General features: G+C 40.1%; 18 protein-coding genes and 1 pseudogene. 1 reads left to right on the top strand and 18 read right to left on the bottom strand.

Going from position 1 to position 15796, the window contains the following annotated elements:
• Positions 1–55: 55 nt before the first annotated feature.
• A complete protein-coding gene (locus tag QM450_RS07175) occupies positions 56–907 on the bottom strand; it encodes an Rgg/GadR/MutR family transcriptional regulator (protein ID WP_414310724.1) in 852 nt (283 codons plus the stop codon).
• A 131-nt stretch (positions 908–1038) separates the two neighbouring features.
• Here QM450_RS07175 and QM450_RS07170 point away from each other — a divergent pair, with 131 nt between their 5' ends.
• Positions 1039–1608, top strand: a complete 570-nt coding sequence (locus QM450_RS07170; protein ID WP_414320135.1) for an MptD family putative ECF transporter S component — start codon at positions 1039–1041, stop codon at positions 1606–1608.
• 195 nt (positions 1609–1803) lie between these two features.
• Here the strand turns inward: QM450_RS07170 and QM450_RS07165 are convergent, their stop codons facing one another.
• From QM450_RS07165 to tsaB, 17 genes and pseudogenes are all read right to left on the bottom strand, one after another.
• The gene (locus QM450_RS07165; RefSeq protein ID WP_004250431.1) at positions 1804–2496 is read right to left on the bottom strand and encodes a methionine ABC transporter permease; all 693 of its coding nucleotides are present in this window, start codon (positions 2494–2496) and stop codon (positions 1804–1806) included.
• A 1-nt stretch (position 2497) separates the two neighbouring features.
• Positions 2498–3559 (bottom strand): methionine ABC transporter ATP-binding protein, encoded by a 1062-nt coding sequence (locus QM450_RS07160; RefSeq protein ID WP_414320134.1) that lies wholly within the window; start codon positions 3557–3559, stop codon positions 2498–2500.
• On the bottom strand, positions 3552–4925 hold the full coding sequence (locus QM450_RS07155) for a M20 family metallopeptidase (RefSeq protein ID WP_414320133.1): 1374 nt from the start codon (positions 4923–4925) through the stop codon (positions 3552–3554). Before QM450_RS07155 ends, QM450_RS07160 begins: the two co-directional genes overlap by 8 nt.
• A 119-nt stretch (positions 4926–5044) precedes the next feature.
• Positions 5045–5899 carry a MetQ/NlpA family ABC transporter substrate-binding protein gene (locus QM450_RS07150; protein WP_414320132.1) on the bottom strand — a complete coding sequence of 285 codons (855 nt, stop codon included), beginning with the start codon at positions 5897–5899 and terminating at the stop codon, positions 5045–5047.
• Between the two features lie 153 nt (positions 5900–6052).
• Complete coding sequence (locus QM450_RS07145) at positions 6053–6895, bottom strand: transporter substrate-binding domain-containing protein (RefSeq protein ID WP_414320131.1); 843 nt, start codon at positions 6893–6895, stop codon at positions 6053–6055.
• A 102-nt stretch (positions 6896–6997) separates the two neighbouring features.
• Positions 6998–7321 (bottom strand): AzlD domain-containing protein, encoded by a 324-nt coding sequence (locus QM450_RS07140; RefSeq protein WP_414320130.1) that lies wholly within the window; start codon positions 7319–7321, stop codon positions 6998–7000.
• On the bottom strand, positions 7311–8006 hold the full coding sequence (locus QM450_RS07135; RefSeq protein WP_414320129.1) for an AzlC family ABC transporter permease: 696 nt from the start codon (positions 8004–8006) through the stop codon (positions 7311–7313). The genes QM450_RS07140 and QM450_RS07135 overlap by 11 nt, the downstream gene beginning before the upstream one ends.
• Before the next feature lie 157 nt (positions 8007–8163).
• Entirely contained in the window at positions 8164–9390 is a 1227-nt protein-coding gene (locus QM450_RS07130) for an MFS transporter (RefSeq protein ID WP_414320128.1), read from the bottom strand.
• Between the two features lie 70 nt (positions 9391–9460).
• Positions 9461–10126 carry a lysostaphin resistance A-like protein gene (locus tag QM450_RS07125; RefSeq protein WP_414320127.1) on the bottom strand — a complete coding sequence of 222 codons (666 nt, stop codon included), beginning with the start codon at positions 10124–10126 and terminating at the stop codon, positions 9461–9463.
• Between the two features lie 11 nt (positions 10127–10137).
• Positions 10138–10815, bottom strand: coding sequence for a lysostaphin resistance A-like protein (locus QM450_RS07120; protein WP_414320126.1), 678 nt, complete (start codon positions 10813–10815; stop codon positions 10138–10140).
• A gap of 123 nt (positions 10816–10938) precedes the next feature.
• Entirely contained in the window at positions 10939–11607 is a 669-nt protein-coding gene (locus QM450_RS07115) for a lysostaphin resistance A-like protein (RefSeq protein ID WP_414320125.1), read from the bottom strand.
• 11 nt (positions 11608–11618) lie between these two features.
• A complete protein-coding gene (locus QM450_RS07110) occupies positions 11619–12293 on the bottom strand; it encodes a lysostaphin resistance A-like protein (protein ID WP_414320124.1) in 675 nt (224 codons plus the stop codon).
• An 18-nt stretch (positions 12294–12311) separates the two neighbouring features.
• Complete coding sequence (locus QM450_RS07105; protein ID WP_414320123.1) at positions 12312–12521, bottom strand: hypothetical protein; 210 nt, start codon at positions 12519–12521, stop codon at positions 12312–12314.
• A gap of 152 nt (positions 12522–12673) precedes the next feature.
• Positions 12674–13538, bottom strand: a pseudogene (locus QM450_RS07100) (XRE/MutR family transcriptional regulator).
• Between the two features lie 109 nt (positions 13539–13647).
• Positions 13648–14658, bottom strand: a complete 1011-nt coding sequence (tsaD, locus tag QM450_RS07095) for a tRNA (adenosine(37)-N6)-threonylcarbamoyltransferase complex transferase subunit TsaD (RefSeq protein ID WP_414320122.1) — start codon at positions 14656–14658, stop codon at positions 13648–13650.
• Positions 14648–15085 carry a ribosomal protein S18-alanine N-acetyltransferase gene (rimI, locus tag QM450_RS07090; protein ID WP_414320121.1) on the bottom strand — a complete coding sequence of 146 codons (438 nt, stop codon included), beginning with the start codon at positions 15083–15085 and terminating at the stop codon, positions 14648–14650. The genes tsaD and rimI overlap by 11 nt, the downstream gene beginning before the upstream one ends.
• A complete protein-coding gene (gene tsaB, locus QM450_RS07085) occupies positions 15082–15765 on the bottom strand; it encodes a tRNA (adenosine(37)-N6)-threonylcarbamoyltransferase complex dimerization subunit type 1 TsaB (RefSeq protein ID WP_414320120.1) in 684 nt (227 codons plus the stop codon). Before tsaB ends, rimI begins: the two co-directional genes overlap by 4 nt.
• Positions 15766–15796 lie beyond the last annotated feature (31 nt).

Raw genomic sequence — 15796 nt, 5'->3', positions numbered from 1 at the left:
AATAAGTATCTTCACAGTCCTATCGTTTCAAGTTATTTTATCTAGTTGCAGATATTCAACACTCCATGGCACTTCTATAATAGTCTGCAGATTTGCTACAACCGATCATCTCGAAAATACGGATAGCGTCCTCCATCTTTCTCTGTCCTTCCTCCGCTCTTCCTTGCTTACTATCAAGCAAACCTTCTGCCCATAGGTAGACTATTCGAAAATAGGTTTCATTTTCTTCAAAGAAGTTCTTTTCAATTTGTTTTTTGAAATAGAGGGCATTGGTAAAATCATCAATTTCAATACAGGCCATAAAAGCATTGAGGAGCAAGGTATGCATTATATTTCGATTTTTCCCAACTCCTTGCAAGAAATCTGACTTCCGCAACATTTCCCGAGTATACTTTGTCAAAAGCTGGACTGATAAAAGAGGAGAGCAGGAAGAAAAGAACAACAGTTCATAGAGCCCCCAAATTTCAACAGAAAATAGATAATCATGTAGGACTCTTTCTTCCTCAGAGGTCAATGTAACTGTCTCATCAATGGCTTTCATATAGGATTTTATCAAAATAGCATTGAGAATGTGTTGCTGTCTATCCTTTGAAAAAGGAAGTTGTTGATATTCTCTCTGGTAGATAGTGCGCAAAGATGTTAAATCTTGAGGGTCGATAGCCTCAACTATTCTGTTTCTAAATTCAGAATAGGCATCCTGTTGAAAACCTCTCGCCAAAAATAACAATTCTTCCATACTCGCATGAATATTCTCCAAAGCTGTGATTAACTTTGGAGCAGATATTTCACTCTGACCATTTTCAAAACGCGACAATAAGGATGCTGAAAAGCGTCCACCTGTTGCTTTTCTCAAGGAAATTTTTCTTGATTCTCGTAGCTCTTTAAAGACTTTTCCTAAATTCTTCATACTCTTACCACTCGTCTTTTATTTTTTCCTATTTTACCACATTTCCTAATAAATACTAGTTCCAAACCAGCATTTACAATCTGCCACAGGCATGATACAATGAATAACATCAGATATACGAAGGAGAATTTATGAAAAAGAATATCTTGACGCCCCTTGTGGCTGCCCTTGTCTACTTTCTCTGCATCGGAGTAGGGGTTCTACTAGGAAACCTTGTCGATCACACTGGAAATATGTTTTATGCCCCTGCCTTTTCTGCTCTTGTGGGCGGTAGCGTCTATATGCTACTTTTAACAAAAGTACCTCGTTTTGGAGCGATTACTACGATTGGACTTGTTATCTCTCTCTTTTTCCTCGGGAGTAAGCATGGTGCTGGTGCCTTTCTGCCAGGAATCATCTGCGGTCTTGCAGCAGATGGCATTGCTCATCTTGGCCACTACAAAGATAAGGTCAAGAACCTTCTTTCCTTCCTAGTTTTTGCTTTTGGTACTACTGGTCCCATCCTACTCATGTGGTTGACACCTCAAGCTTACATAGCAACCCTAGTTGCTCGTGGAAAATCTCAGAACTATATCGATCGCATTATGGTTGCACCGAATCCTGCTAATATCCTCCTCTTCATCACAAGTGTTCTCATCGGCGCTTTACTTGGTGCCCTTATTGGACAAGCGCTGAGTAAGAAGTTTGCAAATAAAATATGATAGAAAAAGAGCCACACGGCTCTCAGTAAGTAGACAAACCCTTTCGGTAATTTTACTACATCTTGAAAACTCTTAGAAATGCTGATACATGCTATTTTTAAGAGTTTTTTTATTTTCTCTAGTAAAAGAAAAAGATTGAAGAAAATTGTCCAAAATTGACTTTTTCTTCAATCTGAGAGCTAGCTGGCTCTTTTTTTATTTATGACTTAATTTCTTGGTCAAAAAGTCTCCCAAGAACTGAATTGTAAAGATAATCAGGATAATGATGAGTGTCGCAAGGACTGTTACATCATGATTGAAACGGTTAAATCCATAGGCGATAGCTACGTTACCGATACCACCTGCTCCGACCGCTCCCGCCATAGCTGTTTCACCAACTAGTGAAATCAAGGTCACAGTTGTCACACGGATCAAGTCTGGTAGACCTTCCGATAGGTAAACACCTACGATGTCCCAGAAAGTAGCTCCGCTAGCTTGAGCTGCCTCGATGACACCGCCATCTAGCTCTGCCAATACCACCTGTACCTGACGAGCAAAGAAGGCAAAGACTGCAAAAGATAGGGGTACAATAGCCGCATTTGGTCCGATACTTGTCCCTACGATTAGATGAGAGAAGGGTGACAAGACAGCCAAGAGAATGATGAATGGCACCGCACGGAAGATAGAGGTAATCTTGTCCAAAATCCAGAAAACAACTTTATTTTCCAAGACACCACCTGGAGCTGTCAAGACAAGGAAAAGCCCTGCAACCAGCCCTAGGAAACCTCCGATGATGAAGGAAAGAACCGTCATATAAAGGGTCAAGTAAATTGCTGTTCCCCAGCCAGCCTGACCAGACCAACCCATCTTATAGACGTTTGGTAAGTATGCTTTAATCAATTCTGCCATCTTACTGTCCTCCCTTCAATACTTTTAGTTGCACACCAGCCTGACGAATGGCATCTTGAGCGCTTGTCAAGGCTTCTTTTTCTCCTGACAAGACAACTACAAGTTCACCCACAGGAGTACCATCCAAAATTTCAATGTTTCCATAGAGAATATTGGCTGTTACTTGGTAATGTTTGTACAATTCATTCAGAAGTGGTTCATCTGTAGAAGCGCCTGCATACTTGAGTTGTACCAAAATGCTATTTTCAGATAAGTGCTCTACGATTTCTTGTTTCTCAATCTTGACCATTGCTTCATCAATACCTGTCGCAGTTGAGATAAAGTCCTGAGTCAATGGTTGCTTAGGATCAGAGAAGATTTCAAGAACGCTACCTTCCTCAATCAAGCGACCATCCTGCATCACTGCCACACGGTTAGCAATGTCTTTGACAATCTGCATCTCGTGTGTAATCAAGACAATGGTCAAACCTAGTTTACGGTTCAATTCTTGCAAGAGTGACAAGATTTGTTTCGTTGTCTTTGGATCAAGAGCTGAAGTTGACTCGTCTGAAATCAAGATTTTTGGATCATTGGCCAAGGCACGCGCAATAGCCACACGTTGTTTTTGACCACCAGATAATTGTGAAGGATAGTTTTCGGCACGATCTGCAAGACCAACTAAGTCCAACAACTTAGCTACTTTAGCCTTCTTTTCTTCCTTGCTGAGTCCAGAGTGTTTAAGGGCAAAGGCTACATTTTCCTCTGCTGTTTTCTGGCTCATCAGGTTAAAGTGTTGGAAAATCATCCCAATATCTTGACGTTTATGACGTAATTGCTCCGCAGTTAAGGTAACCTTGCCATCAAAAATTACATCATTATCTACAGTAATTCGACCTGCAGATGGTTTTTGCAAGAGGTTAATCACACGAACTAGGGTTGATTTCCCTGCCCCAGAATATCCAACGATTCCGTAGATATCCCCTTCTTGGATGTGAATAGTCACATCCTTGACCGCTGTGATGGTTCTTTTCTTTTGGTGAAAAGTCACATCGATCTGATCTAACTTGATAATATCTCTACTCATAGCTTCTAATCAGCTCCTCTACTAATTCAATATGGGTGTAATAATCGGCGATTCGTACATTCTCGTCTCCACCATGGTCTCGGCTATTAGCATTTCCTAGACCAAAGGCAACCATAGGTACTTCTAAGGCATCGAATACCGTATGCATAGGACCTGTCCCAGCAGTTGTTGGCAAGACAGATACGCCCTGTGGATAGAATTTCTTGGCTAACTCAATAACATTGAGAATAGATGGTGCACTCATATCGCTTCGATAACTCATCTCACCCAAGGTATAGTATAATTCTACCTTATCAAAGCCGTTTTTGTCTAGTTGTTTCCGGATTTTATCCAAAACATCATGCGGGTCCAAGCCAGGAACCAAACGAACTTCTAGCTTGGCACTAGCCTCTGCTGGTAGAATCGTTTTAACTCCTTGCCCCTGATAACCAGACTGAATTCCTTCGATATTGAGTGCTGGTTCAAAGAAGAAACGCTTTAGAAAGGCTGTACGTTCCTCTTGTAAAAGTGGCAATTCCAAGCCATAAATCTGGCTGATTTCCTCTGGATTGCGTTGAGCATAGGTTTCAACCAAGGCTAACTCACGTTCGTTAGGCTCTTGGACCTCATCGTACAAGCCCTCAACTAAAATACGTCCATCTGCAGCTCGCAAACTGGTCAAGGCTTGAATCAGATACCATGGAGCTGACTCTACAATGCCGCCATAGCTAGAGTGGATATCCACATCGGCACTCTTGACCTTAGCATCAAAGGTTACAATTCCTTTGTTCCCACCAGAGATTTCTAGCTGTTCCAAGGCATTTTTGGTCCCTTGTTCCCAGACCAATAAATCTGCACCACGAAGCTTGTCCGCATGTTTTTCTAAATATTTGTCCAAGTCCATAGAGGCAGACTCTTCAGCTCCTTCCATGATGAAACTGATATTGACTGGTAGATCATCATGATGCTGCATGTATTTTCTAAGAGCACTCAAGCGGGCAGTGATATGCCCCTTGTCATCATCAACCCCGCGTCCATACATAATGCCATCACGCACAGAAAGCGTAAATGGATCCTCTGTCCAGACTTGGTCGCCATCCGCAGGTACTGTATCATAGTGGTTGTAGAAAATGATAGTCTTGGCATTTGGGCGTGAACTTTTAAAATGCGCCATGACAAAGGGTGCCGTATAACTCTCATCAATCTCCACTTCAGCCCCAACACGCTTGAAAATCTCACCCAGATAGTTTGCGACTTCTTTAAGGCCGACTTGTTGGGCAAAGACTGATTTTTTAGAAATCAAGGTCCGCAACACTTCAAAATAATGTTGCGCTACATGATCCTTTTCAAATTTTTCAATTTGTTCTTCTTGGCTAGGAAAAACCATTTTCTCACTACCTTTCTACCGAGGACTAGTATCCTTGGGACAACTACTAACTCGTCTTAATCATCAAGACTTTATACAAAAGCAAGAGGTGGAAAATCTCTCCCACCTCTTATATCTTATTACCAAACTGGTTGATCCAAGCCGTCTGAAGTTTCTTCGATAACTTTTTTCACTTCATCAGTGTGGTAAGCTGCGATAATTTTCTTGATTGCATCAGCTTTAGGTGATGATTCCCAATCTTTTTTCGCAACGATGATGTTGTACCATTGTTTTGAGTTTTCGTCAGCTTGCTCTTTAAAGAGTGCTTTCTTGTAGTCCAATTTTGCTTCTGTAACGAAAGTATTGTTTACAACAGCTGCATCTACTGATGACAATGAACGAGCTGTTTGGCTTGCGTCCAATTCAGTAATTTTCAAGTTCTTTGGATTTTCTGTGATGTTTGCGATTGTCGCAAGAGCAGTTCCTGAAACGTCCAATTTGATCAAACCAGCTGATTGAAGCAAGTAAAGAGCACGGCTTTCGTTTGTAGCATCGTTAGGTACAGCGATTTCTCCGTTTGCTGGGATGTCTTCGACTTTAGTGTACTTGTTTTCACTTCCGTTCAAACCTGAGTAAAGACGGATTGGTGAGATGTAAGTATCTGCAATCGCAACAAGGTCTTTACCGTTTTCTTTGTTCCAGTTGTTTAAGAAGTTGTAGTGTTGGAAAGCGTTCAAGTCAACTTCCCCATCAGCAGTTGCTTTGTTTGGTTGTGAGTAGTCTGTAAACTCTGTGAATTCCAATTTAATTCCGTCTTTTTCAACTAATTCTTGGACTTTATCCCAACGTGCTTCCTCAGAACCGCTACGGTTCACTGTTGCAATTTTAACAACTGTTCCGTTGTCTGCTTTCTTTTCTGAATTTCCGCAAGCTGCAAGTGCAAGGCCTGCTACTGTAGCGATAGCTGCTACGCCTAACCATTTTTTGATTTTCATGATTCGTTCTCCTTTAAAAATAATACTGTAATAGTATCTCATACTTTATTTGATTTAGCAAATTGTTTTAAGATAGGTAGACTTATAGTTTAAAACTATATAGTCAAAGAGGACAAAATCATCCACCTACGAGAGAATGGATGATTTACAAACTTATTTGATGTCAGCTTCTGCTGGGAGGTAAGAACCACCAAAGAACTGTTGAGATAATTTTTCAAGAGTTCCGTCTTTGTAGAGTTCTTGGATGCGTTTGTCAACAAATGATTTCAATTCATCTTGACCTTTTGCAAGAAGTGGGTAAACGTAAGGTTGTTGGTCGCTTGGAAGTTCGATGACTTTCAAGTTATCCAAACCTTGGTTTTTGATAACTGTTTCTACACCGATTTTATCAAAAATCTTGTAGTCGAATTGTCCGTCGCTCAAACGTCCCATGATTTGTTGGAAGTCAGCTTTTGTGTAGTTTAGGACAGTTGGGTTATCTGCGTGTCGTTTGTTGTATTCTTCCAATTGTTTAGCTGATGTTGTTCCTTGAACGACTTCAGTAGATTTTCCACCGATATCATCAAGCGACTTTATACTGTTATCATCTTTCTTAACTACGAGAACGTTAGGGTTTTTAGCAGTTGGTGCTGCGTAAAGGTACTTTTCTGCACGTTCTTTAGTGTAGCTGATGTTGTTAACTGCCATTTGGTAACGATCTGCGTCAAGGCCTGCAAAGATTCCTGACCATTCTGTCTTTTCAAACTTGACATCATACTTGTCAGAGTCTTTAAAGATAGCACGAACAACCTCAATCTCAAAACCAGTCAACTCACCGTTTTCTTCATAGTTAAATGGTTTTGGTGACGCGTTAGTTGCTACAACGATTTCTTTTTTACCAGATGTTGCTTCACCAGATGCAGCATCTTTCTTTTCACCACCTGAGCAAGCTGCCAATACACCTGCGGCTACAAGCCCTAGGGCAGCAAGTGATGAATACTTAACGATTTTTTTCATGATATTTCCTCCAAAATAGAATACAATCTTATCTTAACAGAAAAAAAGGAATTACGCTATTATATGATTTCTATATTTGTGATAGGTTTTCTTTATGGCTGATTAAAAGACCAAACGTAGGACTGCTATCAAGACCACCCCAAAGAGAACAGTTCCCACCAGATTGCGGTAACGAAAGGCTACAAAAGCCGTTGGAAAGACTGCTAAAAAGTCTAACCACTTTATCTGCGGAAGGCTTCCAACTTTTCCTGTCACCACACTTGAAAGAATCAAGGCAAAGATAATAGAAACTGGTAGAAATTTCAAAAAGCGCTCTACGATAGGCGACAAACCCTTGTACTTGGCTAGGATGAAAGGAATCATTCTTGGAATCCAAGTCACCAAGCCAGAAAAGACAATTGCTAATAAAATATACTTACTGACCATCCAAGACCACCCCCATGGTACAACCTAGCAAGGTCGCAAACAGAACAGCTAATGACTGAGACACCACCGTCAAGAGCAAGAAGAAAGATACAGCTACAACTGCTAAAATTATGAAGAGATTGCGCAAAGGAATCCGTTTTTGCATAATCTGAAACTGGGAAGTAAAAATCCCAATAAACATCCCCACTAGGGCAAAATCTAAGCCAAAAATTTCTGGATTTGGTAGAAGTCCACCTAGAGCAGTTCCGACAACAGTTCCGAAAAACCAAGCTACATAACTGTTAAGGTTGTTCCCGTGCATCCACATGGGGTTAACCTTATTCGTATGCACCAACTCGCCCATCAAAACGCCATAGGTCTCATCAGTCAAGAGGCTAGACATACCGATGTTTTGCCAAAGACTGGTATGACGGAAATAAGTCGACGCATGCAAACTCAGCAAGAAGAGACGCAGATTAATCAAAAAAACCGTCATGGCAATAGCAGCCACTGGAGCTTGAACTGCAATCAAGGCTATCATGGCAAACTGGGCACTTCCAGCATAGACAAAGAGACTCATTAGGCCCATTTCTACTGGTGTTACATAGGGCGCACCGATAATGCCACAGGCAAGACCGATGCTGACATACCCCAGAGCCGTTGGCATGGCTGCCTGCACACCTTCCCAAAATCCTTTTTCTTTCATAAATTCCTCACTAATCATTCCTTCAGCAACTGCTTTTCAAACAGTCACAGCAAACATTATTATAACATATTCGTAAAATAGAACAAAGTCTGCTGATTGACAAGAACAGAAAAAGACTGGGAGGCCAGTCTCAAACATGTATTATACAAATTTTTCGCTAAATATTTTCACGGATATTCAAGAGCATGACAAAGGCAACTAGAAGGAATAGCAATAAAACAAAGCTAACTGCCTGAGTTCCAAAGCTAGTAGCAATGGTTACCAAAGCTATTGTAAATAAACTAGGTAAAACAACCGTAATAGCACCGATAGAGGATTGAACTGCTCCCATTGACTCCTCAGGTATTTGTTTAAAAATGAGTTCCTGTAATCGAGGAGAAAGAATACCTGCGAAGAAGGCATCCAAGGCACTAAAGATAAGAATCCAGTCAAAACGAACTGCCACAAAGCCAACTAAAAGGAGTAATTGGATAATCAGCGAGGCATATAGGGCTAGTTTTATGGAGATTGTATTCTTCAGATAGCCACTCACGAGGCTTCCGACAATAAGGGCTGATAATTCAAGAGTAGATAACAAGGCAAGAGATTGACCTGTTTGTAAATTCAAAAAGGGCTGATTCCTCAAAAACAGAGTAGAGACAGGAACTGTAACATTTATCACTGCTTGACTAATAGAGATAATAAACAAAACTAAGAGTACCTGATTCATATTCCATATCAATTTCGATGATTGGACCAAATGCTGGCAAAAGGATTTTACAGAGAGCCCTTCTTGATAGCTAATCGTTTTTTCTACTTTCAAGAGGTCGTTTTTTATGAAAAGAACACCTAAAAATGCGATTAAAAAGGTAAGAGCGTTCAGTAAGGAAATAAACTGGATAGATAGAATACCTAGTAAGACTCCTCCTAGAATATTACTGATTGTTTTCACTAAACTAACGGTTGACTGTTTAAATCCAATAGCTTCTGCCAGATGGTCTTGTCCAATAATTCTAATGAAAATCGGAGTGAGCATGGCGCCTGAAAAATAACTCAATGTGTCAGACAAGAGGTTAATCAGACAAATAAATGCTACTAATAACAAGGAAAAGGACTGCCCTGAAAGCGATAGGGACACTATAGAGTAAAGCAAAAATTTTGCAAAACTAATAATTGTATATTTTAGGACACGATGATGTTGAAAATCCGCTAAAACTCCCAGAAAGATTTGTAGAACTTGAGGAAGGGTTTCTGAAATCGTAATGAGTAAAATCGCCAAAGGGGCAAAAGATGCATCTGCCACATAATTCAGAAATGCCAGATAAAAAATCGTATCCCCAATCGTTGAAATCCACTGGTTGATGGTTAATTGCCTAAAATCTCTATTTTGAATAAATACTTTCATCACAACTCCTTTTTAAATTCAAATGGGAAGCATTCCCCAAGGATAGACCAATATTACTCAGCAAGTAAAATTACAGCAACAGTAAAATTTGAGCAATGGTATTATCAACTATATGCAGTCCAATAGGCCAATAAATTGACTTTGTTGCTCTAAATAAGACTGCCATTATTAGACCACCACCCATATATACGAAAAAGTCTGTCAAGACCCAACCATGACTACTGATATGCAGAATTCCAAATAAAGTAGCAGAACCGAGCACATCCAGTCCCCATTTTTTCCCTTTTTCCAAAGCGGTCATCACCAATCCACGATAGATCATCTCTTCAAAAATGGGGCCTGCAATCACAGGATAGAAAAAATACATCAAAAATGCCGTAGCTCCTGTAAAATTCGGAGTGGACAGTTGATAAGAAATTTCATTTCGGGTAGGTGGGAAAATAAAAAATGTGACGAAATTCCAAACCAAAAAAGCAAGAAGAGCTAAAAAGGAATAGAAAAGATAAGAACCTTTAAATTTTCTACTGTTGATTTGTTGCCATTTCCCTGACCAAACCATAACAATAAAAATAAGCAGAACCACAAGAAAATGCAACATTAGCCTCGATAGATAAAATGCAAAATCAGATAGATCAGCAGCCAAGTCACTGTGTAAAACCAGACGGATGAGGAACTGGTCCGCAATGATAAGTAGAATGGCTACAAAAAAGTAGTAGCGTGAGATGATCTTTTTCATATATCACCCTTCTAAAATCCAAACACCAATAAACTAACAATAAGCAAGAAGGTATTCCATGAAGCATGTAAAGCTATGGCCCAATAAATAGAGCGTGTATAGCGAAACATCATGCAAAATATCAAGCCCATTACAAAGTAGAGTATGAAATCTGTCGTTATCCAACCATGCTGTAAAACATGCATAGCGCCAAATATGGCAGCAGAAACAAGAACATCGATATAGTAGTTTTTGAATTTAGACAAGCTTGTCATCACAAAACCACGACAAACAACCTCTTCTGCCACAGGTGCGATAATGCAAGTATAAACTATCCGCGTAATAAAATAGCTAAACCCTGTCAAACTAGTGGCTACTTCCACTACCGTACTTCCATTTTGCGAACGAGGAAAGATACGAGTTGCTAGATTTACCCACACGAATAATAAGAAAAAACAAAGAAAGAAAACACTTAGGTAAGACCAACGAAACTGGAACCGACCATATTCTTTCCAATGTTCACTTTTGACAAAAATAATTGTTGCTACAGTTCCCAGAATAAATACCAATAAAACCTGAAATACATAGTAAATCTCATCAGACAAAGTACCAGTAAAATCTAAGTCTGGTATGACATTAAAAATGAGGTAATTAGTCAAAATCAACAAGCCGGTTACTAGATGAAATTTCATTTCTTTCATTTTCTTCATTAAATCAACTCCTATAGTATCCTATCTTCTACTACGCTCAAACAACTCAACTGATAGATCTATAGCCCAAGCAAAAGCACCACGATTAGGACTCATCCCTTGATTTATGATTATCAAAATCCTCTAAAACAGCAAAGGAAGTATATGCCCGATACCGTTATAGACTATATGCAGTCCAATAGGCCAATAAATAGACTTTGTCACTCTAAACAAGACCGCAAATATAATACCGCCGCCCATATATACGAAAAAGTCTGTCAAGACCCAACCATAATTACTGATATGCAAAATTCCAAATAAAGCAGCAGAACCAAGCACATCCAGTCCCCATTTTTTCCCTTTTTCCAAAGCGGTCATCACCAATCCACGATAAATCATCTCTTCAAAAATGGGACCTGCAATCACAGGATAGAAAAAATACATCAAAAATGCCGTAGCGCCTGTAAAAGTCGGAGCAGCGAGTTGGTAAGCAAGTCCATTTTGGGTAGGTGGGAATAGGAAAAATTTAATAAAATTCCAAATAAATAAAGCAAGAAAAGCTAAAAAGGAATAAAAAAGATAGGATCGTTTAAATTTTCTACTGTTGATTTTCTGCCATTTTCCTGCCCCTACCATAAAAATAAAAACAAGCAGAACCACAAGAAAGTTCAACATCATATCCGAAAAATAATAGCCAAATTTAGATAGACCAGCAGCAAAGTCGCTGTATAAAACTAGACCACTGAACTCCTGGTAAGCTATGACCAGTAGCATGGCTACAAAAAAGTAGTAGCGTGAGATTATCTTTTTCATATTTCACCTTTCTAAAATCCAAACACCAATAAGCTGACGATAATTAAAAAGCTATTCCACAAGATGTGGAGTGCCATTGACCAATAAATTGAACGTGTATAACAAAAGAGCATACAGAGTATCAGACCTGCTCCTGCATAAACGATGAAGTCTGTTAACACCCATCCATATTGTAAAACATGGATGAGACTAAAGAGTGTGGAAGAAATGATGACGTCAATATAGTATTTTTTAAATTTAGATAGGGCTGTCATCAGAAGTCCACGGAAAACTAACTCCTCAACTATCGGAGCAATGAGACTACCATATAAAATGCGCGTTATAAAGTAACTAATTCCTGTCAAATTAGCTGCTTCTTTCACAATTGCACTCCCATTTTGCGTACTAGGAAAGATCCGAGTCGTTGTATTTACCCACAAAAACATCAACATAAAGGAAAGAAAGAAGATACCCAGATAGGACCAACGAAACTGGAATCGACCGTACTCTTTACAACGTTGACTCTTTACAAGAATGACAGTAGCAACAATTCCCTCAATTACTATCAATAAAATTTGCATCCCATAAAATCCAAAATCGGATAACTGGTTCACTGAGTCTAATTTTGCTACAAGATTAAAAATCAAGTAATAGGACACGAGCACTAAAATGGTCTCTAGATAAAATTTCGTTTCTTTCCTTTTCATAGTTGATCCTTTTAAGTTTTATTTGCGTCTTCTTTCAGCCAAACCTACCCAGAGTCCTTTCATCCAATCAAAAGCTCCGTAAGGGCTTGGTCCAATACCTCCGCCTCCCCAAATCGGTAAAGCAATTCCACCACCATTGCCTAGATTAACCACAAGGTTTCCTCCATAAACTGTCTCCAACTCCACTTCTGTTAGTTCCATTGTTTCTGCAAATTGTAAATTCAACATTATTTACACTCCTTCAATTATTTTATTCGTAAACCACTTCCGCGACCTAGGATTTGCTATATATGGACAGTATAACACGAAAACTTATATATTTTAGAAAATCGCATATTTGACATTTTTTCTGATGGAAATTTCACATTTGCGATTTCTAGCTAATCAATAAGTTCTTTGTATTGCTGTAAGCGTAATTCAAAAAGGGCTGTTAATTGTGGATTTTCTAATATTTGCAGAGATTGGATAAAGTGTTCAATCTCTTTTTGATTGCTTCCCTTGGTCTGAAGGAAAACACTCATTTTCTTTAAAAACTGCCACAGTAATTTCTCAAAAACATCATACGGGCGAAGCATACTCTCCAACTCGGCTTCAAAGATTGGGATGTAAGAGAAAAGTTTGCGCTCCATGAGCTCTGAGATGATATTGAGATAACCACCTTTCAAATACAATCGATTGTGCACTAACTCTTTAAATTCCTTGGTTTTTTTCAAGCAAAGAGGTCGATAAAAAGATCAGATCTTGATTACTCAAGAAGGGCATAGTATTGCAAAAAATATAGAGTTCAAACCAGGTCCAAGATTCGATAGCATAGAGATAGGTAGTTAAAAACTCACTATCCTCCTCTGCTAGTGGGTAGCTTTTATCTAGTGAATGGATAGCATCTTTAATCACAATAGAGTTCAAACGACGATAGGTCTGCGCCATCTGTTCTTGCTCGACTTCTTTCAACAATTGCTCTAAACCAGCTATATCCTGATGGGCAAAGCGATCCACAACCCTTCTACCAAATCGCATATGTGGAGATTCTTGGTAGTTATTGAGCTTGTGACCAAACTCATCAAAGGTCACATTGATCCCTTGGATCGCTAGGATCAACTTATCCGCAGATAGCATAGACTGCCCTAACTCAAACTTGGATAACTGAGATGCTGTTAGTCCAGCACAAGCTACATCTGACTGCTTGAGCTTTCTCGCCAGGCGTAATTCCTTGTAAAATTCTCCTAATTCCTGTTTTTCAATCATGACCAAACACCCTTTAAATATTCCCTTTACTATTCTATTCGTAAAAACTTTTACTTTTTTAATATATTATAAAATATTTTAGCAAAAAAGCCAGCTTAAAGCTGACTTTCTATTCTATGGTATCAAAAGCAAGACTTGGTTTGGCATTTAGCTCCAAGCCTGCAAAGTTTTCTTTGTTCCACTCGCTAACGCTGGCATAGGCAATCATACCTGCATTGTCTCCGCAAAGCCGAAGAGGTGGAATGATAACCTTGACGTCAGTGATTTCCTCTGCTAGGCGTTCTCTGAGTCCTTTATTAGCCGCCACACCACCAGCCACAACTAGGGTTTTAACAGGGTATTTTTCTAAGGCTTTGTTTGTTTTTGCCATGAGAATATCCAGAACTGCTGCTTGGAAGGAGGCACACAAGTCCTCTGTAGACAGGCTTTCTCCCTTTTGCTCAGCATTGTGGTGAAGATTGATAAAGGCAGACTTCAAACCTGAGAATGAGAACTCCAGATTATCTTCCTTAATCATGGCACGTGGGAAATCATAAATATCCTGACCTTGGTGGGCTAACTCGTCAATCTCCCGACCTGCTGGATAGGTCAAGCCCATGACACGACCGACCTTGTCATAGGCTTCACCAACCGCATCATCACGAGTTTCACCAACAATCTTATAATCACCAGCCTCAGAAACATAGACCAACTCTGTGTGTCCACCACTGACTAATAGAGCTAGTAAGGGGAATTCCAAGGGCTCGACACTTTGAGCTGCCATGAGGTGGCCAGCCATGTGGTTAACGGGAATTAGAGGTAGTCCATGTGCCCAGGCAAAAGCCTTGGCAGCTGACAAACCAACTAGCAAGGCTCCGACCAAGCCTGGTCCATAAGTAACCGCAACAGCTGTTACATCTTCTTCTGTAATCCCTGCTTCTGCCAGCGCCTCCTCGATACAGGCTGTAATGACCTCAACATGGTGACGACTAGCCACTTCAGGAACTACGCCCCCAAAACGTTTGTGACTCTCAATTTGACTAGCAATGACATTGGACAAGAGCTGGTCGTCGTTTTTCAGTACGGCGACACTGGTCTCATCACAGGATGTCTCAAATACTAAAATATATCTATCCTTCATCTATTTCTCTCTTCATGATAATGGCGTCCTCAACTGGATTATGGTAATAGGATTTTCTCTCAGCGATGACTGCCATCTTTTCTTTCTTGTAAAATGCTTGCGCTCGGTGGTTAGACTTTCTAACTTCGAGAAAAATCTCCTTGTCTGCTGGTAATTGAGCAAATAAGACTGATGCTATCCCCTGACCTTGATAGGCTTTTTTGACAGCGATTTGCAGGACTTCTGCTTCAAAAAAATTTTCCTGTACAGCTAGAAATCCAATCACTTCTGTCCCATCATAAGCCAGAGCGTACCAAGTCTGGTCTTGGGACAGATCTGCTTGGATTTGTTCCAGCGTCCAAGGACTGACTGGGTAAACAGCTTCCATGACAGCGTAGATGTCTTGAGCCAAGTCAGACTGCTGTTGGATTCGTTTGATCTCTATCATAGGCGTTTAATGTAAGACTCACCAGACTCGGTGTGGTTCTTAAGCCAGTTTTCCTCAGCTTCAACTCGTTTGAGGTAATTTGGCACAAAATCGTGCAAGGAGTCTGCTTCCTTGTCCCAAGCCAAAAGAGCAAGATTGGCTGCATTAGGCAATGTTTCTTTATAATTAGTCCTTGGCAAGTGTTCTTGAATCTGCTCCACAAAAGGACCAACTTCTCCGACAAAGGTTACCTGACTAGCACCCTTGATTAGCCCAATCACTCGCTCAAAGGGCAGGTGTGCTTCTGGTATGACAGGTTTGGCATTTTCATAAAATCCTGCATAAACATTGTTGCGACGCGCATCCATCAAGGGGACGAACAAACCTTCTTGTTGGTAGGGCACCAGAGCCAAGAGGCTAGACATACCAACTAACTCGATATTCAGAGTATGAGCCAAAGTCTTAGCCGTTGCGACCGCAATTCGTAAGCCTGTGTAGCTACCCGGCCCTTCCGCCACCACGATTCGGTCCAAATCCTTGGGCGTCCAATCCAAACTTGCCATCAAAAAATCGATGGCAGGCATGAGGGTAATACTGTGATTTTTCTTAATATTAATAGTCGTCTCGGCAAGAACCTGCTTGTCCTCTAAAATAGCGAGAGAAAGAGCCTTGCTGGACGTATCAAAAGCTAATACTTTCATAACACATTCCTATCTTTTTGTCTGCTTACTA

It is taken from the genome of Streptococcus infantis (genome assembly GCF_047464615.1).
In the GTDB taxonomy this organism is placed as follows: domain Bacteria; phylum Bacillota; class Bacilli; order Lactobacillales; family Streptococcaceae; genus Streptococcus; species Streptococcus infantis_Y.
The sequence above is the reverse complement of the archived record's forward strand: the minus strand, read 5'-3'. Positions and strand labels throughout refer to the sequence as shown.